Source organism: Cedecea sp. Ae19-4, assembly GCF_059801165.1.
The window spans coordinates 410298-431122 of record NZ_JBCHWG010000001.1; the positions used below are offsets into that span (position 1 = coordinate 410298).

Genomic DNA, 20825 nt, shown 5'->3' on the forward strand with positions numbered 1-20825 from the left:
CAAAACAGCCTTTCAACGCCCTCAGTAACCATTTCACCGTTCCGTAACGCTTGCAGTTTTTTACCCGGGGTGTGGCTAATCTAACAAAGCGTTGCCGGATTAACGTCTACTATTAGAGTCAGTTACCACGCCGCAAACGCGGGAATCCTTCAAGGAGGCAGGCTAACGATGAACAAGGTTGCTCAATTTTATCGGGAACTGGTCGAATCGCTAAGTGAACGGCTACGCAAGGGTGAGCGCGATATTGATGCGCTGGTTGCCAGCGCCCGTAAGCAGATGAATGATACAGGCGAACTGACCCGAACGGAGATAGAAGAGGTAACGCGTGCGGTGCGCCGTGACCTTGAAGAGTTTGCTCGTAGCTACGGGGAAAGTCAGGAAGAGTTCACCGACAGCGTTTTTATGCGGGTGATTAAAGAGAGTTTATGGCAGGAGCTGGCGGACATTACCGACAAAACGCAGCTTGAGTGGCGGGAAGTGTTTAAAGATCTCAGCCATCACGGGGTGTATCACAGCGGGGAAGTTGTTGGGTTAGGCAATCTGGTGTGTGAAAACTGTCATCATCACATTGCGATTTACACGCCTGATGTGCTGCCGGTTTGCCCGAAATGCGGCCATAATCAGTTTCATCGTCGGCCGTTTGAGCCTTAAAAAAAAGCCTTCCGCAGGGAAGGCTTTCAGACGGATAGCAAACCTCTGGCGAGAAAAGAAAAGCCCGGCGGCTCGTTAACCAACTGGAAAATCAATTCATTGATTTTCGGCTGATAACCACAAAGAGGGAAAAACCACGCTTTTTTCCTCTTTGTCATCAACATGAAAGCCTTCCGCAAGGAAGGCTTTTTACTGTGGTGCGTTACGTTTAGTGCAGGATTTTCGCCAGGAAGTCTTTGGCACGTTCAGACTGAGGGTTATTGAAGAAGTCGTCTTTGTTTGAGTCTTCGACAATTTTCCCCTCATCCATAAAGATCACGCGGTTTGCCACTTTGCGGGCAAAGCCCATTTCGTGGGTCACCACCATCATGGTCATGCCCTCATTGGCCAGCTCAACCATAACGTCCAGTACTTCGTTGATCATTTCCGGATCGAGCGCTGAGGTTGGTTCGTCAAACAGCATTGCAATCGGATCCATGCACAGGGCGCGGGCAATCGCCACACGCTGCTGCTGGCCGCCGGAAAGCTGCGCCGGATATTTATCGGCGTGTGCGGCCAGCCCTACGCGCTCGAGTAATTTTAACCCTTTGGCGCGGGAAGCGGCTTTATCACGTTTCAGCACTTTGACCTGGGCAAGCGTCAGGTTTTCGATAATCGACAGGTGAGGGAACAGCTCGAAGTGCTGGAACACCATGCCAACGTGGGAGCGGAGCTGCGCCAGATTGGTTTTCTTGTCGTTCACCTGGGTGCCGTTCACCAGGATTTCGCCTTTCTGTACGGGCTCAAGGCCGTTGACGGTTTTAATCAGCGTGGATTTGCCAGAACCAGAAGGCCCGCACACGACGACAACTTCGCCTTTCTTCACTTCGGTGGAGCACTCGGTCAGCACCTGAAAGTGACCATACCATTTAGAAACATTTTTCAGGGTAATCATTACACAGTCCTTTTCTTCAAGTAGCTGACCAACAGCGATGCACTGAGGCTAATCACAAAATAGACCAGGCCGGCAAACAGGATCATCTCGACCTGTGTACCGTCACGCTCGCCAATGGTGGAGGCGGTGCGGAAGAAGTCTGCCAGGCTTAAAACGTACACCAGCGAGGTATCCTGGAACAAAACGATGCCCTGGGTTAACAGCAGCGGCACCATCGCGCGGAAGGCCTGCGGCAGGATGATGAGTTTCATCGACTGCCAGTGGGTCATACCCAGCGCCAGGGCGGCATTTGACTGCCCTCTGGAAATACTCTGAATACCGGCGCGAATAATTTCCGAATAGTAGGCGGCTTCAAACATGGAGAAGGCGACCATCGCGGAAATCAGGCGGATATCGGTTTTTGGCGACAGGCCAAGCACCGACTGCAGGAAGCCAGGCACCACCAGATAGAACCACAGCAGTACCATCACCAGCGGCACGGAGCGGAAAACGTTCACGTAAGCGGTAGCAAACCACGCGATCGGCTTGAAGCTCGACAGGCGCATGACGGCCAGCAGCGTGCCCCAGACAATACCGATCACCACGGCGGTAACGGTGATTTTGAGCGTAATGACCAGCCCCTGCATTAAGTAAGGCAGGGCAGGAAGAATAGAACTCCAGTCAAGATTGAGCATTATTTGCCCCCCATATTGCCAGGCAGGCGAATTTTACGTTCTACCACATACATCACGCCCATGATGACGGCGTTGATCAGTACATAGGCAAGGGTAATCGCCGTAAAGGATTCATAGGCGTGTGCCGAGTAATCCAGCAGCTTGCCAGCCTGCGCCGCCATATCCACCAGACCAATGGTTGAAGCGATGGCCGAGTTCTTCACCAGGTTCATCATTTCGGAGGTCATCGGCGGCACAATAACGCGATAGGCATTAGGCAACAGCACGTAGCGATAGGCCTGAGGCAGCGTCAGTCCCATTGCCAGAGCCGCGTTCTTCTGGCCGCGAGGCAGGGATTGAATAGCGGCTCGTACCTGTTCACAAACGCGAGCGGCGGTAAACAGCCCGAGGCAAATCATTGACGAGAGGAAGAACTGAATATTGGGATCCAGCTCGGACTTAAACCACATGCCAATGTTTTCCGGCAGCAGTTCAGGCACCACCAGATACCAGGTAAAGAATTGGACGATCAGGGGAACGTTGCGAAAGAGTTCAACGTAGAGCGTACCTAGCCCGGACAGGAATTTGTTAGGGACCGTACGCAAAATACCAAACAGAGACCCCACCAGGAAAGCAATGATCCATGCGGTTATTGACAGGGCGACGGTGACCTGGAAGCCATTCCAAATCCAGCCCAGATAGGTTGTGTTGCCGAACGGGGCGGGCTGTAAAAAGATTCCCCAGTTCCAGTCTATAGACATAACTTACTCCGAGATAAAAAAAGAGGGTAGCGTAGGCTACCCTCGAAGATTGATGAGAAGCCGGTGCCCTGAAGCAGATCTTTGTCTGCATTTTTGGGCACCTTCACGCTGGTGGGGGAACGACCCACCAACGCATAGTCTGTCCTGGCTTCAGTTCGTCAATCGGGAGGGCGGATTTTTCCGGCCCCTGTGTTTCTAATTAGTTGAGAGCTTTGTCGTTTGGTTCCTTGAACAGCGCTTTCATTTCGTCAGAAAGGTCGAAGTTCATGTTGAGGTTTTTCGGTGGAATTGGCTGTTTAAACCATTTATCGAACCATTTCGCGGCTTCACCGGAGGTTTGTGCCTGCGCAATGGTGGTATCCATCAGCTTTTTAAACTCTGGGTCATTTTTACGCAGCATACAGCCGTAGGCTTCCTGGGACTGTGGCTTGCCGACGATCTCCCAGTTATCCGGCTGTTTAGCTTTCGCACGTTCGCCGGCCAGCAGGGCATCATCCATCATAAAGGCAACGGCACGGCCGCTTTCCAGGGTACGGAAGGAGTCACCGTGGTCTTTGGCGCTGATAATACGCATGCCCATTTTCTGCTCGTCGTTCAGCTTGTTGAGCAGGATTTCGGAAGTGGTGCCAGAGGTCACAACAACGGTTTTCCCTTTCAGGTCAGGGAAGTCTTTAATTGGGCCGCCTTTTTTCACCAGCAAACGGGTGCCGACAACGAAGATGGTGTCGGAGAATGCGGCTTGTTTTTGACGTTCTACGTTGTTGGTGGTGGAACCACATTCAAAATCGAAAGTGCCGTTTTGCAGCAGCGGAATACGGTTCTGAGAGGTGATAGGAATGAGTTTTACCTGCAGATCGGGCTTATTCAGCTGCTTTTTCACCGCTTCTACGATGGCATTAGAGTAGTCCTGAGAGTAGCCAACCACTTTTTGCTGATTGTCGTAGTAAGAGAAAGGTACAGATGATTCACGGTGGCCGACCACGATAACGCCGTTGGCTTTGATTTTATCCAGCGTTGACTGCTGAGGCGTCGCGTCTTCTGCATGAACCATTGTGGCGCTCATGCCCATCACCAGCATTGCCGTGGCCAGTTTACGTAGTTGCATATCCAACTCCTTAATCTTAGTGCCAGAGGAGGCACCGGTATCCGATGTGAGTGTTGTGTTTTGTTGTTTTTTCATGCTGCTAAAAGCGTCATGCAATGCCCTTTTGTTAGCATCTAACCTAGCTGAATGTAAAGAAATTGCTAATAAGATGTTTATTTTTGCGAAGCGCGCCGCACCATTTAAAGGCAAAGATATGCCAGCGCACTATAACGGTGCTTGCGATGTCGCTTTTTGGTGCATGCATTTTTCACTGCCCGATACAGCCAGGCCACAGGGCGTCTTTGCGCCAGCTATTTGATTTCAACTGTTTATATCTAGCAAAGGTTGTGCCAGAAATGAAAAAGGCCAGCAAATTTGCCGGCCTCTATGAGCGAGAAGGGTGTGCTACTTTTTGCTGCGGTTACGCAGGCTTATCACCAGTGCGGTGAAACCGAATAAAGCGGTCACCACCCACAGCGGCCAGAAGCCGAAGCGTGCATAAGGCGTTAAGCCAGTGGTCGGTGTGACTTTCGCTTCCAGCACTTCGCGAGTGAACTGCGGGATGATGTTAGTGATCTCACCTTCGGCGTTGACCACGGCAGTTACGCCATTGTTAGTGCTGCGCAGCAAAGGCCGCCCCAGCTCCAGCGAGCGCATACGCGCCATTTGCAGGTGCTGCCATGGGCCGATGGATTTACCGAACCAGGCATCGTTGGAGATAGTCAGCAGGAAGTCAGTGTCTGGCCGGAAATTGTCCCGAACTTGTTCACCCAGGATAATTTCGTAGCAGATTGCCGCCGTCAGCTTGACGCCGTTAGAGAGCAATTGCGGCTGAACATAGGGCCCACGGCTGAACGATGACATGGGTAGATCGAAGAACGGGGCCAGTGGGCGCAGAATCGATTCAAGCGGCACAAACTCACCGAATGGCACAAGGTGGTTTTTGTTGTAGCGATTACTGCTGGTGTAGCTGTAAGGGCTACCTTCACCGAGCGTGATAATGGTGTTGTAGGTATCGTACCTGTTTTGCTTATTCAGACGCGCATCGACGATACCGGTGATTAATGAGCTGTGTTTTGCCCGCAGCAGGTCATCCATCATGGTGAGGAACTGCTGCTGATTAATTTCCAGATCGGAGATAGCCGATTCCGGCCAGATGATAAGCTTGGCTTTGCCCATCTCCGGCTCTGTTTTATCCAGATAAATTTTCAGCGTGTCCAGCAGCTGGCTTTCATTCCACTTCAGAGACTGGGGAATGTTGCCTTGTACCATCGCTACGTCAACGGAACGCTCTGGCAGAGGCTGGAACCATTGAATGTTGCGCAGTGGCCAGGGTAATAACAGTAAAGCCGCAGAAACCACCGCAGGAGCCCATTTCCGTGCCTGCAGGGCGTACACCAGAAGGCCACTGATAATCATCAGTAGGAAGGTAATGGTGTCGACGCCCAAAATCGGCGCGATGCCTTTTAGTGGGCCATCGATCTGGCTGTAGCCAAACTGCAGCCAGGGGAAGCCGGTCAGCACCCAGCCACGCAGGAATTCGGTAATTTGCCAGACGACCGGCGCGGCAATAGCTACGCGCCACCACGTTGTTTTTGGCCACAACCTGCTGAGAATACCGGCGAACAAACCTGTGTAGAGCGACAAATAAGCGGCCAGCAGAACCACCAGGAACACGTTCACCGGGCCCGGCATGCCGCCAAACTGTGCGATGCTGACATAGACCCAGTTGACCCCGCTGCCGAACAGCCCAAGCCCCCAGAAGAAGCCAATCGCGGCGCTTTGTACCGGGCGACGGTTAAGCGTCAGGCCCTGCAAGCCAGCAAGAGAAACAATAGCTGCAGGCCAGAAATCATAAGGGGAAAAAGCCAGCGTTCCGCAGGCCCCAAAGAAAAGCGCCAGCAGCAGGCGAACGCGCTGGCGTTGAAGAAGTTGAGCTATAGCCATAGCTGAGTTATTCGTCCAGTTTAGGTTGCGGCGAGTCGTCCGGAATTCTGACATGAACCTGAATAATACGACGGCTATCGGCCATGGCGACTTTGAACTGGTAACCATCTATTTCAATGGTTTCGCCACGGGCTGGCAGGTGTCCAAAGGCTTGCATCACCAGACCACCGATGGTGTCGACTTCTTCATCGCTAAAGTGCGTGTCGAAGGTTTCGTTGAAGTCTTCAATAGAGGCGAGGGCGCGCACCGTCCACGTATGGCGGCTCAGCTGACGGAAATCACCGTCTTCCTCGTCGTCGTACTCATCTTCAATTTCCCCGACAATCAGTTCGAGAATATCTTCGATCGTCACGAGACCTGAAACGCCGCCAAATTCATCAATGACAATCGCCATATGATAGCGCTGCTGACGAAACTCTTTCAGCATGCGGTCAACCCGCTTGCTTTCAGGCACGACAACCACCTGACGTAACACTTTTTCCATGCTGAAAGGCTCAGAGTCGCTGCGCATGAACGGCAGCAGATCTTTCGCCATCAGAATCCCTTCGATGTGATCTTTGTCTTCGCTTATCACCGGGAAACGGGAGTGAGCGGAATCGATAATGACATCGAGGCACTCGTCCAGCGTCTGGTTGTGTTTGAGCGTCACCATCTGCGAACGCGGGATCATGATATCGCGGACGCGCTGGTCGGCGATATCCATCACCCCTTCGAGCATGTCGCGGGTGTCCTGGTCTATCAGAGAGTTTTGCTCAGAATCACGAATAAGCGTCAGCAGATCGTCACGGTTTTTCGGTTCACCGTGAAACAGCTGGTTGAGAATGAGGGAGAAGAATCCCTTTTTGGCTTCCGGCGTGTCACTATTCTGTGAATTGTCGTCGCTCATGGCGTTAGGTTTTAGGCCTCATATAAATCAAAAACTAACAGGCAGCCTGATGGTGCACTGCCTGCGCGTGACGGCGGCAAAGGGAAAGCCCTGAGCCGACTACTCTTTCTCGGCAATGTACGGATCGGCATACCCAAGAGCAAGCATTATCTCTGTTTCCAGCGCTTCCATCTCTTCGGCTTCATCGTCTTCGATGTGGTCGTAACCGAGCAGATGCAGGCTGCCGTGTACAACCATATGTGCCCAGTGGGCCTCCAGCGGCTTCTCTTGTTCTTTGGCTTCCTGCTCAACCACCTGACGGCAGATGATCAGATCGCCGAGCAGCGGAAGCTCGATCCCAGGTGGGGCTTCAAACGGAAAAGAAAGCACGTTGGTGGACTTATCTTTCCCGCGATAGGTCAGGTTCAGGTCGTGGCTTTCGGCTTCGTCTACCAGACGAACGGTGACCTCAGACTCTGGCTGAAACTGAGGAATAACCGCATCCAGCCAGCGCTGAATTTGTGCTTCATCCGGCAGGCCGCTTTCTGTTTCGCAGGCAACCTGTAAATCTAAAATAACCTGACTCATTTGCTCTCCTGAGCGGTAGCCTGCAGGGCAAGGGCTTCGCGTTTGCGCTCGGCGGCAAGCTCGTCTTTGCGTTTTTGATCGGCGGCTTCCCAGGCTTCATAGGCGTTAACAATGCGGGCCACAACCGGGTGGCGTACCACGTCTTCGCTGTTAAGGAAGTTGAAGCTGATTTCATCCACCTCGGACAGGACGTCGATAGCATGACGTAAGCCGGACTTGAGGTTACGTGGCAGGTCTATCTGCGTCACATCGCCGGTAATCACCGCCTTGGAGTTGAAGCCTATACGGGTCAGGAACATTTTCATCTGTTCGGTGGTGGTGTTCTGACTTTCATCGAGAATGACAAAGGCATCGTTCAGGGTTCGGCCACGCATGTAGGCGAGCGGGGCCACTTCGATAACGTTGCGCTCAATCAGCTTTTCGACTTTCTCGAAGCCCAGCATTTCAAACAGCGCGTCGTACAGCGGGCGCAGGTATGGGTCAACCTTCTGGCTTAAATCGCCGGGCAGGAAGCCCAGCTTTTCGCCCGCTTCAACCGCCGGGCGGGTCAGCAGAATGCGGCGGATCTCCTGGCGCTCCAGCGCATCAACCGCGGCGGCAACGGCAAGATAGGTTTTACCTGTCCCTGCCGGCCCTATGCCGAATGTGATGTCGTGGTCGAGAATATTCGCGATGTACTGCGCCTGATTAGGCGTACGCGGCTTAATGACGCCACGCTTAGTTTTAATATGGATAGCTTTACCGTAATCCGGCACGCTGTCGGCCGTTTGCTCCAGCACCCGGCTTTCTTTAATAGCCAGATGAATTTGTTCCGGGTCGATATCCTGGCTTTGGCCGCGCATTGGCGCGGTGTCTACGTACAGATGTCGCAGAATATCCGCCGCGGCGTTAACGGAAAGCTCACGACCGGTGAGCCTGAAGTGATTGTCACGGCGGTTGATTTCAATCCCCAGTCGGCGTTCCAGCTGTTTGATGTTGTCATCAAAAGGGCCGCACAGACTAAGCAGACGGGCGTTATCCGCCGGTTCCAGCGTTAATTCACGTGTTTCGATATTCAAACTTATCCTCTGGGTCACTCGGGGCCAGTTAGAGTAAACGGTCTCGCGTAGCCGAAAATACGGTTCGGCTACAGGGAAATTATTTATCCCGCAGCGTGATGGCGCAAGCGTCACAATTGATATTTGGGTGATGCCTTCAGAATGCAAGTGCAAACAATGAGACAGCCTGCCGGGACGTGGAATTAGCGTTCCGGCAGGCCGTGGAGAGAATTAAGGCTGGTAAGTCCCAACGCCAATGTCATTCTCTTTGCGGGTACGAGCGATAACGGAAGCCGGGGTTTCAGCAATACGCAGGCCCATTTCGCTTTCTGTGCGCACCAGCTTCGCGCGCAGGGAGTTAGTCAGGACTTCGGTGATTTCGACATCCACGAATTTCCCTACCATATCCGGCGTCCCTTCGAAGTTCACCACACGGTTATTTTCGGTACGGCCGGACAGCTGCATAATGCTTTTACGCGAAGTCCCTTCCACCAGAATACGCTGTACCGTACCCAGCATTTTACGGCTCCATTCCATTACCTGCTGGTTAATACGATCCTGCAGGATATAAAGGCGCTGTTTTTTCTCTTCTTCCGGCACGTCATCAACCAGGTCGGCCGCCGGGGTGCCCGGACGAGCGGAGAAAATAAAGCTAAAGCTGGTGTCAAAGTTGACGTCAGCAATCAGCTTCATGGTTTGCTCGAAGTCCTGGCTGGTTTCGCCTGGGAAGCCGACGATAAAGTCTGAGCTGATCTGAATGTCCGGGCGCGCAGCGCGCAGCTTGCGGATAGTCGATTTATACTCCAGCGCGGTATGCGTGCGCCCCATCATATTCAGCACACGGTCGGCGCCGCTTTGAATCGGCAGGTGCAGGAAACTCACCAGTTCCGGCGTGTCGCGGTAGACTTCGATAATGTCATCGGTAAATTCAATCGGGTGGCTGGTGGTGAAGCGAATGCGGTCGATACCGTCAATCGCGGCAACCAGGCGCAGGAGTTCGGCAAACGAGCAGATGCCGCCGTCGTAAGCCGCGCCGCGGTATGCGTTAACGTTTTGACCCAGCAGGTTTACTTCACGCACACCCTGTTCCGCCAGTTGAGCGATTTCAAACAGAATATCGTCGCAAGGGCGGCTCACTTCTTCGCCACGGGTATAAGGCACCACGCAATAGGTGCAATATTTGTTGCAGCCTTCCATGATGGAGACGTAGGCGGTCGGGCCGTCGGCCTTTGGCTCCGGCAGGCGGTCAAATTTTTCGATTTCCGGGAAGCTGACGTCCACCACCGGGCTGCGGGTGCCGCGAACCTGGTTGATCATTTCCGGCAGGCGGTGCAGGGTTTGTGGCCCAAAGACGATATCTACATAGTGCGCCCGCTGGCGAATTTTTTTTCCTTCCTGAGAGGCAACGCAGCCGCCGACGCCAATGATCACGTCCGGACGTTTGGCTTTGATATGCTTCCAGCGCCCCAGCAGGTGAAACACCTTTTCCTGGGCTTTTTCGCGAATAGAACAAGTGTTCAGCAGCAGAACGTCCGCTTCATTCGCGTTATCGGTCAGCGTAAAGCCGTGGGTGCTGTCCAGCAGGTCGGCCATCTTCGATGAATCGTATTCGTTCATCTGGCAGCCCCAGGTTTTTATATGGAGTTTTTTTGTCATCGACTTGCCATTGCTCAAGGTGAAGTCAGGAATTAAGCCGGATAGTGTAATGCTTTGCTATGGATGTGACCAGCCTGGGAAAAGCCAGTAGAATCAGCAAAGATGAATGAAGGAAAGAGACTTATGGTAAATCAACCAATTGAAGTAGCCATTGTTGGTGGCGGTATGGTCGGCGCGGCGGCAGCGCTGGGGCTGGCACAGCATGGTTTCCGTGTGGCGGTGATTGAACATCATGCCCCTGAGGCTTTTGTTCCAGGTAGCCAGCCTGACGTCCGCATTTCGGCCATCAGCAGCGCATCGGTTGGCCTGCTCAAGTCTCTTGGCGTCTGGGACAGTGTTTTAGCGATGCGCGCACATCCTTATCGCCGGCTGGAAACCTGGGAATGGGAGAGCGCACACGTTAGCTTTAATGCCGAAGAACTGGGCTTACCCGAGCTGGGCTTCATGGTCGAGAATAACGTGCTGCAGCGCGTGCTTTGGCAAGCGCTTGAGGCGCATCCGAATATCTCTTTACGCTGCCCGGCGAGGCTGCGGCAAATCCATCGCCAGGCAGCAGGTTGGACGCTCGAGTTTGATGACGGCGCTTCACTCAATGCTGAAATGGTGATTGGTGCGGATGGCGCGAATTCCCAGGTCAGAAAATGGGCGGGGATTGGCGTACATGCCTGGCAGTATCGCCAGGCCTGTATGCTGATTACCGTTAAATGCGAGTTTGAGCCGGGGGACAGCACCTGGCAGCATTTCACGCCGACAGGGCCGCACGCTTTCCTGCCGCTGTTCGATAACTGGGCCTCTCTGGTTTGGTATGACACCCCGGCACGTATTCGGCAGCTGCAGGGAATGAACATACCCCAGCTGCAAAAAGCGATTACGGCCGCTTTCCCTCAGCGACTCGGGGCGGTTACGCCGGTTGCCAGTGGGGCATTTCCGCTGACTCGTCGACACGCTTTGCAGTACGTCCAGCCAGGGCTGGCGCTGATAGGGGACGCAGCGCATACGATTCATCCTTTGGCCGGGCAGGGCGTTAATCTGGGATATCGTGACGTGGATGCTTTGCTTGATGTCCTGATCGGTGCCCGTAGCCATGCGGAAGCCTGGGCGAGCGAGGCTATCCTGAAACGTTATCAGAGGCGCCGTCAGGCGGATAATTTCCTGATGCAGAGTGGAATGGATCTGTTCTATGCGGGATTCAGCAATAACCTGGGGCCGCTGCGCGTGGTGCGAAATATTGGGCTGATGGCGGCGGAAAGAGCCGGTGGACTGAAGCGTAAAGCGCTGAAATACGCCCTGGGATTATAATGAAGACGAGCAGGGCGGTTTCCCGCTCTGCTCGTGCTAACTAAATGCCAGATAGCAAAAAGCCCGCTTGCGCGGGCTTTTCAGTGTGTGGCTGGGGTACGAGGATTCGAACCTCGGAATGCTGGTATCAGAAACCAGAGCCTTACCGCTTGGCGATACCCCAACAATTTTTTTGGATTTATCGAAGTTTATCAATAATTCCTTTGTATGGTGGCTACGACGGGATTCGAACCTGTGACCCCATCATTATGAGTGATGTGCTCTAACCAGCTGAGCTACGTAGCCAAACTCTATCATATTTTTCGATGGCTGGGGTACCTGGATTCGAACCAGGGAATGCCGGTATCAAAAACCGGTGCCTTACCGCTTGGCGATACCCCATCCGTGCAACGCGAGAGATAAATGGTGCGGGAGGCGAGACTTGAACTCGCACACCTTGCGGCGCCAGAACCTAAATCTGGTGCGTCTACCAATTTCGCCACTCCCGCATAAAAAAGATGGTGGCTACGACGGGATTCGAACCTGTGACCCCATCATTATGAGTGATGTGCTCTAACCAGCTGAGCTACGTAGCCATCTTTTTACGCGCTACCTTATCGGCGTTGCGGGGCGCATTATGCTGAGTTGACTCTACAGCGTCAACTAGTTTTTTCCCGAAAACCCGCTCAGAATGCTCGTTTGAATGACTTGCGAACAGCTTGCTTGAAATATCGACAATAACGCACGTTTTTGTTTTTAATTCCGCTTAAAAACAGGGATAAAGCCTCGACAGGAATACAGAAACGACAACGGGCCATAAGGCCCGTTGTTTTAAGCTAAATCAGCGATTAATAGGCGGCCTGGTGCACACCTACCGCGCGTCCTGATGGATCGTTCATGGTTTTGAACGACTCATCCCATTCGATTGCTTTTGCGGAAGAACAGGCCACTGACGGGCCGCCAGGTACGCATTCTGCCGCGCTTTGCAGCGGGAATAGCTCTTCAAAGATTTCGCGGTACAAATAGGCTTCTTTCGAGCCCGGTGTGTTGTACGGGAAGCGGTAGGCGGCGGTGGCCAACTGCTGGTCGCTAATCTGTTCAGCGGCCACTTCTTTCAGCGTATCAATCCAGCTGTAGCCCACGCCGTCAGAGAACTGCTCTTTCTGGCGCCACGCCACGCTTGCCGGCAGGTAGGATTCGAAGCACTCGCGCAGGACATGCTTCTCCATTTTGCCGTTGCCGCACATTTTGTCCTGCGGGTTGATGCGCATTGCCACGTCGAGGAATTTTTTATCCAGGAACGGGACGCGGGCTTCAACGCCCCAGGCAGACATCGCCTTGTTCGCTCGGGCACAGTCAAACATGTGCAGAGCCTGCAGTTTACGTACGGTTTCTTCATGCAGTTCTTTGGCATTTGGCGCTTTGTGGAAGTACAGGTAACCGCCGAATACCTCATCAGAGCCTTCCCCGGACAACACCATTTTGATGCCCATCGCTTTAATCTTACGCGACATCAGGTACATCGGTGTTGAAGCGCGGATCGTTGTCACATCATAAGTTTCGATGTGATAAATAACATCGCGGATCGCATCCAGACCTTCCTGCACGGTGAAGTGGATCTCGTGGTGAACCGTGCCCAGGTGGTTAGCGACTTCCTGCGCGGCTTTCAGGTCAGGAGAACCTTCGAGGCCGACGGCGAAGGAGTGCAGCTGCGGCCACCACGCTTCGCTGCGCTCTTCATCTTCTACGCGACGTGCGGCAAATTTCTTGGTGATCGCGGAAATCACCGAAGAGTCCAGCCCGCCGGACAGCAGAACGCCATAAGGCACGTCGGACATCAGGTGGCTCTTCACGGAATCTTCCAGCGCCTGGCGCAGCGCGTTTTTGTCCGTGACGTTGTCTTTTACTTCTTCGTAGCTGAACCAGTCGCGCTGGTAGTAGCTGCGAATTTCGCCGTCTTTGCTCCAAAGGTAGCTGCCCGCCGGGAACTCTTTGATGGTGCGGCAAACAGGCACAAGGGCTTTCATTTCTGAAGCGACGTACAGGTTGCCGTGTTCATCGTGGCCCATATACAGCGGGATAATACCGATGTGGTCACGGCCAATCAGGTAAGCGTCTTTCTCGCTGTCGTAAAGTGCGAAGGCGAACATCCCCTGCAGCTCATCAAGGAAGTCAGGGCCTTTTTCCTGATACAGCGCCAGGATGACTTCACAGTCTGAACCGGTCTGGAAGGTATAACGGTCGCCGTATTCGGCGCGCAGAGCCTGGTGGTTGTAGATTTCGCCGTTAACCGCCAGGGCATGAGTTTTTTCGGTGTTGTACAGCGGCTGAGCGCCCGCGTTGACGTCAACGATGGACAGACGTTCGTGCACAAGAATCGCTTTATCGCTGGCGTAAACACCCGACCAGTCCGGGCCACGATGGCGCATCAGGCGCGATAATTCCAGCGCTTTTTTGCGCAATTCAACTGCATCAGTTTTGATATCCAGAACGCCAAAGATAGAACACATATAACTTCTCCGTACACTTGCCTGAGCGATTTGAGTTGTGGTGCTGCGTTGCCGATTTTTGCTTTTACTGCGGCTTTGCTGCGTTGCTTAGTAATGAAAATGCTCAATCGCTGAAGGGAATGCAAGGCTTTTAGCTTTCAGCTAATAAATAGTGCAGTGAGGATTGCTGATTGATGAAAAATGATGATGTTTTGGGCGTTAAAATTAACGGATCGTCAATTTTTAACAATTTGCACTGAGGTTTGCTTCTGCTACGCGGCAATTTTTTATCGATATAAAAATGCCGGCTCTGGGCCGGCATTCTGAATTAGAAGATATCGATTTCAGCCACAGAGGGGTAAATCCAGCTCGGCCTGAAGGGCATATCGTCAACGTTGTTCAGGCTGGAGACGCCAGACAGCACAAGGATGGTTTCAAGGCCGGCCTGGAAGCCCGCGAGAATATCCGTCCGCAGGTTATCGCCGACGATAACGGTTTGCTCGGAATGCGCCTGCATTTTGTTAAGCGCCGCGCGAATAATCCACGGGCTTGGTTTGCCGACATAAAACGGCTCGCGCCCGGAGATTTTCTCAATGCCAGCGCAAAGCGCGCCGCAGGCCGGACTAAATCCGTGGCCGTGGCTGTCAGGGTTGGTGGCAATAAAACGCGCCCCGTTTGCCACAAAGTAAGCGGCTTTATGCATCATCTCCCAGTTAAAAGAGCGGGTTTCACCGACGATGACAAAGTCGGGATTGATGTCGGTAATGGTAAATCCAGCTTTATAGAGCTCGTGAATCAGCGCCCCTTCACCGACGACATAGGCTTTCTTACCTTCCTGACGACGGAGGAAATCAGCCGTGGCCATGGCCGAGGTGTAAAACACGCTCTCCGGCACGTCGATGCCCGCGGAGGCAAAGCGGTTGGCAAGATCCTGGCTGGTCTGGGAAGGGTAGTTGGTTAGCAGCACCAGCGGCATTTCTTTTTCAAGAATACGTGCCAGAAATTCATTAGCGCCCGGCACGGCGACGTTGTCGTGCATCAGCACGCCGTCGATATCACAAATTACGTTCTGGATGGTGGTCATTAACAACTCTGGCTCACGGAATGAAGTCGGTAACTATAGCGTAAAATGCTGCCTGGGCAGCATTAACTTTCCAGCAAATGCTGAAGCAAGACGCCGTTTAGCATTGAGCGCTTAACCAGCGCAAAGGCGCCAATTGCCGAGCGGTCGTCCAGCTTTGAGCAGACGATAGGCAAGTTTTTACGGAAGGCATTCAATACCTGGGTGTTGATGCAGCCTTCGATGGCAGGCAGCAGCACTTTTTCGGCTTCGATTATCTCGCCGGCAAGGACAACTTTTTGCGGGTTAAACAGGTTAATGGCGATGGAGATGGCTTTCCCCAGATGGCGGCCAACATGTTCCAGCACTTCACAGGCCAGCGCATCGCCTTTATTGGCCGCTTTGCAGATGGCCTGAATACTACAATCATCCAGCGTCAGGCGGCTGTTGTAGCCTTGCTCCAGCAAATGGCGGACGCGTTTTTCAATGGCGGCGTTCGCGGCAATGGTTTCCAGGCAGCCAAAATTACCGCAGTGGCAGCGCTCGCCCAGCGGATCGACCTGAATGTGGCCAATCTCACCCACGTTCCCATTGCGGCCGATAAAAATCCGCCCGTTTGACAGGATGCCCGCCCCGGTGCCGCGGTGAACCCGCACCAAAATAGAGTCTTCGCAGTCGTGGGTTGCACCGAAGTAGTGCTCGGCCAGCGCCAGGCTGCGAATATCATGGCCGACAAAACAGGTCACCTTGAAACGTTTTTCCAGGCTGTCGACCAGCGCCCAGTTGTTGACGGCGATGTGCGGCATGTAGCGGATCACGCCGCTTTCGGGGTCAACCAGCCCTGGCAGGATGACGGAAATAGCGATAAGTTCGCGGGTTTTACGCTGCCAGGTTTCGATGAAGTGGCTAATGGCGTTAAGCAGCGCATGCTCGAGCGTTTCCTGCGTGCGTTCCGGCAGCGGATAGTGCTCTTCGGCGATGGATTTCGCGCTCAGGTCGAACAGGGTGATAGTGGCGTCGTGGCGCCCGAGGCGCACGCCAATAGCGTGAAAGTTACGTGTTTCGGTAGTGATAGAGATAGCGCGGCGGCCGCCGGTGGAGGCCTGCTGATCGACTTCTTTTATCAGGCCGCGCTCAATAAGCTGGCGAGTAATTTTTGTGACGCTGGCGGGCGCAAGCTGGCTTTGTTCGGCAATCTGGATGCGCGAGATGGGACCGTGCTGATCAATCAGGCGGTAGACCGCCGCGCTATTCAGCTGTTTTACCAGGTCAACGTTACCAATTTGGGCTTGTCCGCCAGTCGTCATGCTATTTACTCAGTTACGACCTCGTTACCATTAACGATGGTCTTGATAATTTTATAGTCGCGGTTAAACACGGTGAGGTTGGCCACTTTACCGGCTTCGATTGCGCCCAGGTGTTTATCCACGCCCATGGCGCGAGCAGGGTAGAGGGTTGCCATTCGCAGAACTTCATCCAGTGCGATGGCCGCGTGCTCCACCAAATTGCGAACGCCTTGAATCATGGTCAATGCAGACCCACTCAGCGTACCGTTCTCATCTACGCACAGACCGTCACGGTAGTATATTGTTTTGCCAGCAAAAATGAACTGATCGATGTTGGCACCTGCCGGCGCGGTTGCGTCGGTAACCAGGCACAGTTTATCGCCCTTCACACGTTTTGCGGTGCGGATGTTCGCATAATCCACATGTAAACCATCAGCAATGATGCCACAGTAAACGTCGGCTTCATCAAAAATTGCGCCCGCAAGGCCAGGTTCACGGCCGGTAATATAAGGCATCGCGTTGAAAAGGTGGGTTGCGAAGGTGATCCCTGCGCGGAAGCCAATTTTGGCTTCTTTAATCGTTGCATTGGAATGACCGGCAGAAACGATGATGCCTGCTGCCACCAGTTTCTGAATGACTAATGGCTCAACCATTTCAGGTGCGAGGGTGATTTTGGTGATCACATCGGCATTCTGGCAGAGGAAATCAACCAGCTTCGCATCCGGCTTGCGGACGAAGCCTGGGTTGTGCGTCCCTTTTTTCACGATGTTGAGCCACGGCCCTTCAAGGTGCAAGCCCAGCGCCTGATGGCTGTATTTCGCCAGATAGTCGCGCATGACTTTCACGCCCTGCATCATCAGCTCGTCGCTGGTGGTGATAAGCGTTGGCAGGTAGCTGGTGCAGCCTGAGCGTTCGTTTGCTTTCTGCATGATTTCCAGCGTTTCAACGGAAACGGCTTCTGCTGTGTCGTTAAACTGCACGCCGCCGCAGCCGTTCAGCTGTACATCAATAAAACCGGGGGCAATGACGGCTCCGCCCACATCGCGCGTTTCGATACCTGCCGGCAGTGCATCAACAGGGCAAACGCGCTCAATCAGGCCATCGGCAATAACTACCGCGTGGTCATCCAAAATTTCGTGGCCGGTATAAATCCGACCGTGGATTAATGCATACATATCCTACCCCCGGTAATAACGTCGTGCTTTAAGACTGTAAGATCGCTAATAAAGAGGAAAAGCCGAAACACCTTCCTCTTTATGACTGACTTTAGAAAACCAATGCATTGATTTTCCAGAACTATTGACGCCCTCAGCGGTTGCCGTTTGAGGCGCATCAGTGGCCGACCAGGCCTTAAAGGCCTTTAATGTTTTCTGCTTCCAGCTCGTTGAAATATTTCAACGTTTTCACCTTCAGCTCCATGGTGGACGGCTCGTCACACACGATTACCGCCTTCGGATGCAGCTGCAGGCAGGTGATAGTCCACATATGGTTAACGTTGCCTTCCACGGCCGCCTGCAGCGCCAGCGCTTTGACGCCACCCAGCACCAGGATCATCACTTCTTCTGCATCCAGCAGGGTGCCCACGCCAACGGTCAGCGCGTATTTAGGTACCTGAGTCACGTCGCCGCCGAAGAAGCGGGAGTTTGCCACGCGTGTGTCATGGGTCAGGGTTTTAATACGGGTGCGGGAAGCCAGAGAAGACGCTGGTTCGTTGAACGCGATATGACCGTCGTTACCTACGCCGCCCATGAACAGGTGAATTTTGCCGTAGGAGCGAATTTTCTCTTCGTAGCGGCGGCACTCTGCATCAACGTCTTCCGCATTGCCGTTCAGCAGGTTGATATTTTCTGCAGGGATATCAACGTGATCAAAGAAGTTGCGGTGCATGAAAGTATAATAACTTTCCGGGTGTTCTTTCGGCAGGCCGACGTATTCATCCATGTTGAAGGTAACGACGTTCTTAAAGCTAACCTGGCCTGCTTTATGCATCTCAACCAGAGCTTTGTAAGCTTCCAGCGGCGTGCCGCCGGTTGGCAGACCCAGAACAAAAGGACGGTCCGCGGTCGGTTTGAATGCATTGATGCGATTTACAATATGGCGAGCTGCCCATTTGCCGACTTGTGCCGGGGTAGCCAGGGGAATCAGTCTCATCATTCACCTCGTAGTTTAAGAGTAAAAATAGGGTTAGCTGAATCGATCTCGATAAGCATAAGGGTAAACCACTTTTATACTGAACCGACAGGGATCAATCCGTCTTGATTTTTTGAATCATAAAATAAGTTTTCGGAGATAGCCAGTGAAGGGGGAGGGTTGAAGCGATATTTGGTGATAAATATCACAAAAAAGGTGCGTTTAATTTGCGGTACGAATTAATTTTTTTCACACTTCACCGTGTGATGTGAATCGTCGCCGTGTATTCAATGTAAGTAAGACAATAAAAACACTGCTTGAGCGAGCCTTAACGGGGTCTCATAGGGGGAATAAAGTGAGTATTCTAGGTTATCTACAGCGCGTGGGCCGGGCACTTATGGTGCCGGTGGCTACACTGCCAGCAGCAGCAATATTAATGGGGGTTGGTTACTGGATTGACCCAGTCAGTTGGGGTGGAGACAACGCGTTAGCGGCGCTCTTCATTAAATCCGGTTCCGCCATTATCGATCACATGTCCGTGTTGTTCGCCATCGGCGTCGCTTACGGTATGTCCAAAGACAAAGACGGTGCCGCGGCACTGACCGGCTTTGTTGGCTTCCTGGTTCTGACCACCCTCTGCTCACCGGCAGCGGTTGCTATGATCCAGAAAATTCCGGTGGATCAGGTTCCGGCGGCATTTGGTAAAATTGAAAACCAGTTCGTAGGTATTCTGGTCGGTATTATCTCTGCGGAATTGTACAATCGCTTCAGCGGTGTTGAGCTGCCGAAAGCGCTTTCGTTCTTCAGCGGTCGCCGTTTGGTTCCTATCCTCACCTCCTTCCTGATGATCGTTGTTGCCTTCATCATGATGTACGTCTGGCCGATGATCTTCGACGGTCTGGTGAACTTCGGGGAGCACATTCAGAAGCTGGGTTCTGCGGGCGCAGGTATCTACGCCTTCTTCAACCGTCTGCTGATCCCGGTTGGCCTGCACCACGCTCTGAACTCCGTGTTCTGGTTTGACGTGGCAGGGATTAACGACATCCCTAACTTCCTGGGTGGCGCTCAGTCCATCGAAGCAGGTAAAGCGGTTGTCGGTATCACCGGTCGCTACCAGGCGGGCTTCTTCCCAATCATGATGTTCGGTCTGCCGGGTGCAGCGCTGGCCATCTACCACTGTGCACGTCCTGAAAACAAAGCAAAAGTTGCCGGTATCATGATGGCCGCTGCTTTCGCTGCGTTCTTCACCGGTATCACCGAACCGCTGGAGTTCTCCTTCATGTTCGTTGCGCCGGTACTGTACGTGATTCACGCAGTGCTGACCGGTATCTCCGTATTTATCGCAGCAAGCATGCACTGGATTGCGGGCTTTGGCTTCTCCGCGGGCCTGGTGGATATGGTGCTTTCTTCCCGTAACCCGCTGGCAACCCACTGGTGGATGCTGATCCCTCAGGGTCTGGTGTTCTTCGTTCTCTACTACGTGGTGTTCCGTTTCACTATCACCAAATTCAACCTGCTGACGCCAGGCCGTGAACTGGCTGTAGCCGGTGACGAAGCTGATGGTCAGGACGTGAACGTGAGCGGTGACGCAAACCAGGACGTTTCTGGTCTGGCTCGTCAGTACATCTCTGCGGTAGGTGGCTCTGCAAACCTGACCGGTATTGATGCCTGTATCACTCGTCTGCGCCTGAGCGTGAAAGACTCTTCCGTTGTTAACGAAGCGCTGGCTAAGCGTCTCGGTGCGACAGGCGTTATTCGCCTGAACAAAACCAGCGTGCAAATCATCGTTGGCTTTGCGGCAGAAAAAATTGCTAACGCAATGAAAACAGCTGGCACTGTAGAAGCAGCGGCGCCTGTTGCTGCTGCGGCACCGGCTGCTGCGGCTAAACCACAGGCTGTTCCAAACGCGACCAGCACAACTATTGCCGCTTTGGTTTCTCCAGTCACTGGCGACGTGGTTGAGCTGGATCAGGTGCCTGACGAAGCTTTCGCCAGCAAAGCAGTCGGTGATGGCGTAGCCGTTAAGCCAACGGACAAAACCGTGGTTTCTCCTGCCGCCGGGACCATCGTGAAAATCTTCAACACCAACCACGCGTTCTGCCTTGAAACAGAAAAAGGTGCAGAGATTGTGGTTCACATGGGCATCGATACCGTTGCTCTGGGTGGCAAAGGCTTCACGCGTCTGGTGGAAGAAGGGGCCGAAGTGGTTGCCGGCCAGCCGATTCTGGAAATGGATCTCGATTTCCTGAACGCCAACGCGCGCTCCATGATTAGCCCGGTAGTTTGCAGCAACATCGACGACTTCAGCGGTCTGGTTATCCAGGCTAAAGGTCAGGTGGTTGCAGGCCAAACGCCACTGTATGAGATTAAAGGCAAATAATCGCTCCTGAGTAAGCATTTGTGCCT

General features: G+C 53.2%; 18 protein-coding genes and 5 tRNA genes. 4 read left to right on the forward strand and 19 right to left on the reverse strand.

Features of this window, described 5'->3' with window-relative positions:
* The first annotated feature begins 168 nt into the window (after window positions 1-168).
* On the forward strand, window positions 169-651 hold the full coding sequence (locus tag AAIE02_RS01880; protein WP_008456066.1) for a zinc ribbon-containing protein: 483 nt from the start codon (window positions 169-171) through the stop codon (window positions 649-651).
* A gap of 208 nt (window positions 652-859) precedes the next feature.
* Here AAIE02_RS01880 and AAIE02_RS01885 read toward each other — a convergent pair whose 3' ends face one another.
* From AAIE02_RS01885 to AAIE02_RS01900, 4 genes are all read right to left on the reverse strand, one after another.
* Window positions 860-1585 carry an amino acid ABC transporter ATP-binding protein gene (locus tag AAIE02_RS01885; RefSeq protein WP_008456069.1) on the reverse strand — a complete coding sequence of 242 codons (726 nt, stop codon included), beginning with the start codon at window positions 1583-1585 and terminating at the stop codon, window positions 860-862.
* Window positions 1585-2259 carry a glutamate/aspartate ABC transporter permease GltK gene (gene gltK, locus AAIE02_RS01890; RefSeq protein WP_166994531.1) on the reverse strand — a complete coding sequence of 225 codons (675 nt, stop codon included), beginning with the start codon at window positions 2257-2259 and terminating at the stop codon, window positions 1585-1587. The genes AAIE02_RS01885 and gltK overlap by 1 nt, the downstream gene beginning before the upstream one ends.
* Complete coding sequence (locus AAIE02_RS01895) at window positions 2259-2999, reverse strand: amino acid ABC transporter permease (RefSeq protein WP_008456073.1); 741 nt, start codon at window positions 2997-2999, stop codon at window positions 2259-2261. The genes gltK and AAIE02_RS01895 overlap by 1 nt, the downstream gene beginning before the upstream one ends.
* A 199-nt stretch (window positions 3000-3198) precedes the next feature.
* Window positions 3199-4104, reverse strand: coding sequence for an amino acid ABC transporter substrate-binding protein (locus AAIE02_RS01900; protein ID WP_008456075.1), 906 nt, complete (start codon window positions 4102-4104; stop codon window positions 3199-3201).
* Window positions 4105-4150: 46 nt separating this feature from the next.
* Between AAIE02_RS01900 and AAIE02_RS01905 the strand changes: the two genes are divergently transcribed.
* A complete protein-coding gene (locus tag AAIE02_RS01905; protein ID WP_336982226.1) occupies window positions 4151-4402 on the forward strand; it encodes a hypothetical protein in 252 nt (83 codons plus the stop codon).
* A gap of 86 nt (window positions 4403-4488) precedes the next feature.
* Here AAIE02_RS01905 and lnt read toward each other — a convergent pair whose 3' ends face one another.
* The 5 genes from lnt to miaB form a co-directional block, all read right to left on the reverse strand.
* Window positions 4489-6030: an apolipoprotein N-acyltransferase gene (gene lnt, locus AAIE02_RS01910; protein ID WP_336708418.1), complete on the reverse strand. Its 1542-nt coding sequence runs from the start codon at window positions 6028-6030 to the stop codon at window positions 4489-4491.
* A 7-nt stretch (window positions 6031-6037) separates the two neighbouring features.
* Window positions 6038-6916, reverse strand: coding sequence for a CNNM family magnesium/cobalt transport protein CorC (gene corC, locus AAIE02_RS01915; protein WP_008456079.1), 879 nt, complete (start codon window positions 6914-6916; stop codon window positions 6038-6040).
* Window positions 6917-7015: 99 nt separating this feature from the next.
* A complete protein-coding gene (gene ybeY / locus AAIE02_RS01920; protein WP_498531882.1) occupies window positions 7016-7483 on the reverse strand; it encodes an rRNA maturation RNase YbeY in 468 nt (155 codons plus the stop codon).
* A complete protein-coding gene (locus tag AAIE02_RS01925; RefSeq protein WP_008456082.1) occupies window positions 7480-8541 on the reverse strand; it encodes a PhoH family protein in 1062 nt (353 codons plus the stop codon). The genes ybeY and AAIE02_RS01925 overlap by 4 nt, the downstream gene beginning before the upstream one ends.
* Before the next feature lie 210 nt (window positions 8542-8751).
* Complete coding sequence (gene miaB, locus AAIE02_RS01930) at window positions 8752-10176, reverse strand: tRNA (N6-isopentenyl adenosine(37)-C2)-methylthiotransferase MiaB (protein WP_008456083.1); 1425 nt, start codon at window positions 10174-10176, stop codon at window positions 8752-8754.
* Window positions 10177-10299: 123 nt separating this feature from the next.
* On the opposite strand from miaB, the gene ubiF reads away from it, so the two are divergent.
* Entirely contained in the window at window positions 10300-11475 is a 1176-nt protein-coding gene (ubiF, locus tag AAIE02_RS01935; protein WP_498531883.1) for a 3-demethoxyubiquinol 3-hydroxylase, read from the forward strand.
* Window positions 11476-11563: 88 nt separating this feature from the next.
* On the opposite strand, the gene AAIE02_RS01940 is transcribed toward ubiF, so the two are convergent.
* From AAIE02_RS01940 to nagB, 10 genes are all read right to left on the reverse strand, one after another.
* A tRNA-Gln gene (locus AAIE02_RS01940) sits at window positions 11564-11638 on the reverse strand.
* A 45-nt stretch (window positions 11639-11683) separates the two neighbouring features.
* Window positions 11684-11760 (reverse strand) — tRNA-Met (locus tag AAIE02_RS01945).
* 21 nt (window positions 11761-11781) lie between these two features.
* Window positions 11782-11856, reverse strand: a tRNA-Gln gene (locus AAIE02_RS01950).
* Window positions 11857-11878: 22 nt separating this feature from the next.
* A tRNA-Leu gene (locus tag AAIE02_RS01955) sits at window positions 11879-11963 on the reverse strand.
* 10 nt (window positions 11964-11973) lie between these two features.
* A tRNA-Met gene (locus AAIE02_RS01960) sits at window positions 11974-12050 on the reverse strand.
* A gap of 252 nt (window positions 12051-12302) precedes the next feature.
* Window positions 12303-13964, reverse strand: coding sequence for an asparagine synthase B (gene asnB / locus AAIE02_RS01965; protein WP_166875832.1), 1662 nt, complete (start codon window positions 13962-13964; stop codon window positions 12303-12305).
* Window positions 13965-14271: 307 nt separating this feature from the next.
* Window positions 14272-15027 (reverse strand): HAD-IIA family hydrolase, encoded by a 756-nt coding sequence (locus tag AAIE02_RS01970; RefSeq protein WP_008456091.1) that lies wholly within the window; start codon window positions 15025-15027, stop codon window positions 14272-14274.
* Between the two features lie 62 nt (window positions 15028-15089).
* On the reverse strand, window positions 15090-16310 hold the full coding sequence (gene nagC / locus AAIE02_RS01975; protein ID WP_008456092.1) for a DNA-binding transcriptional regulator NagC: 1221 nt from the start codon (window positions 16308-16310) through the stop codon (window positions 15090-15092).
* 5 nt (window positions 16311-16315) lie between these two features.
* A complete protein-coding gene (gene nagA, locus AAIE02_RS01980) occupies window positions 16316-17464 on the reverse strand; it encodes an N-acetylglucosamine-6-phosphate deacetylase (protein ID WP_498531884.1) in 1149 nt (382 codons plus the stop codon).
* 175 nt (window positions 17465-17639) lie between these two features.
* Window positions 17640-18440 (reverse strand): glucosamine-6-phosphate deaminase, encoded by an 801-nt coding sequence (gene nagB, locus AAIE02_RS01985; RefSeq protein ID WP_008456097.1) that lies wholly within the window; start codon window positions 18438-18440, stop codon window positions 17640-17642.
* A 334-nt stretch (window positions 18441-18774) separates the two neighbouring features.
* Between nagB and nagE the strand changes: the two genes are divergently transcribed.
* Window positions 18775-20799 (forward strand): N-acetylglucosamine-specific PTS transporter subunit IIBC, encoded by a 2025-nt coding sequence (gene nagE / locus AAIE02_RS01990; RefSeq protein ID WP_336982233.1) that lies wholly within the window; start codon window positions 18775-18777, stop codon window positions 20797-20799.
* The last annotated feature ends 26 nt before the right edge of the window (window positions 20800-20825 follow it).

Coding starts and splice junctions, on each gene's coding strand:
- AAIE02_RS01880 (WP_008456066.1), top strand. CDS start 169: ATGAACAAGGTTGCTCAATTTTATCGGGAACTGGTCGAATCGCTAAGT.
- AAIE02_RS01885 (WP_008456069.1), bottom strand. CDS start 1,585: ATGATTACCCTGAAAAATGTTTCTAAATGGTATGGTCACTTTCAGGTG.
- gltK (WP_166994531.1), bottom strand. CDS start 2,259: ATGCTCAATCTTGACTGGAGTTCTATTCTTCCTGCCCTGCCTTACTTA.
- AAIE02_RS01895 (WP_008456073.1), bottom strand. CDS start 2,999: ATGTCTATAGACTGGAACTGGGGAATCTTTTTACAGCCCGCCCCGTTC.
- AAIE02_RS01900 (WP_008456075.1), bottom strand. CDS start 4,104: ATGCAACTACGTAAACTGGCCACGGCAATGCTGGTGATGGGCATGAGC.
- lnt (WP_336708418.1), bottom strand. CDS start 6,030: ATGGCTATAGCTCAACTTCTTCAACGCCAGCGCGTTCGCCTGCTGCTG.
- corC (WP_008456079.1), bottom strand. CDS start 6,916: ATGAGCGACGACAATTCACAGAATAGTGACACGCCGGAAGCCAAAAAG.
- ybeY (WP_498531882.1), bottom strand. CDS start 7,483: ATGAGTCAGGTTATTTTAGATTTACAGGTTGCCTGCGAAACAGAAAGC.
- miaB (WP_008456083.1), bottom strand. CDS start 10,176: ATGACAAAAAAACTCCATATAAAAACCTGGGGCTGCCAGATGAACGAA.
- ubiF (WP_498531883.1), top strand. CDS start 10,300: ATGGTAAATCAACCAATTGAAGTAGCCATTGTTGGTGGCGGTATGGTC.
- asnB (WP_166875832.1), bottom strand. CDS start 13,964: ATGTGTTCTATCTTTGGCGTTCTGGATATCAAAACTGATGCAGTTGAA.
- AAIE02_RS01970 (WP_008456091.1), bottom strand. CDS start 15,027: ATGACCACCATCCAGAACGTAATTTGTGATATCGACGGCGTGCTGATG.
- nagC (WP_008456092.1), bottom strand. CDS start 16,310: ATGACGACTGGCGGACAAGCCCAAATTGGTAACGTTGACCTGGTAAAA.
- nagA (WP_498531884.1), bottom strand. CDS start 17,464: ATGTATGCATTAATCCACGGTCGGATTTATACCGGCCACGAAATTTTG.
- nagB (WP_008456097.1), bottom strand. CDS start 18,440: ATGAGACTGATTCCCCTGGCTACCCCGGCACAAGTCGGCAAATGGGCA.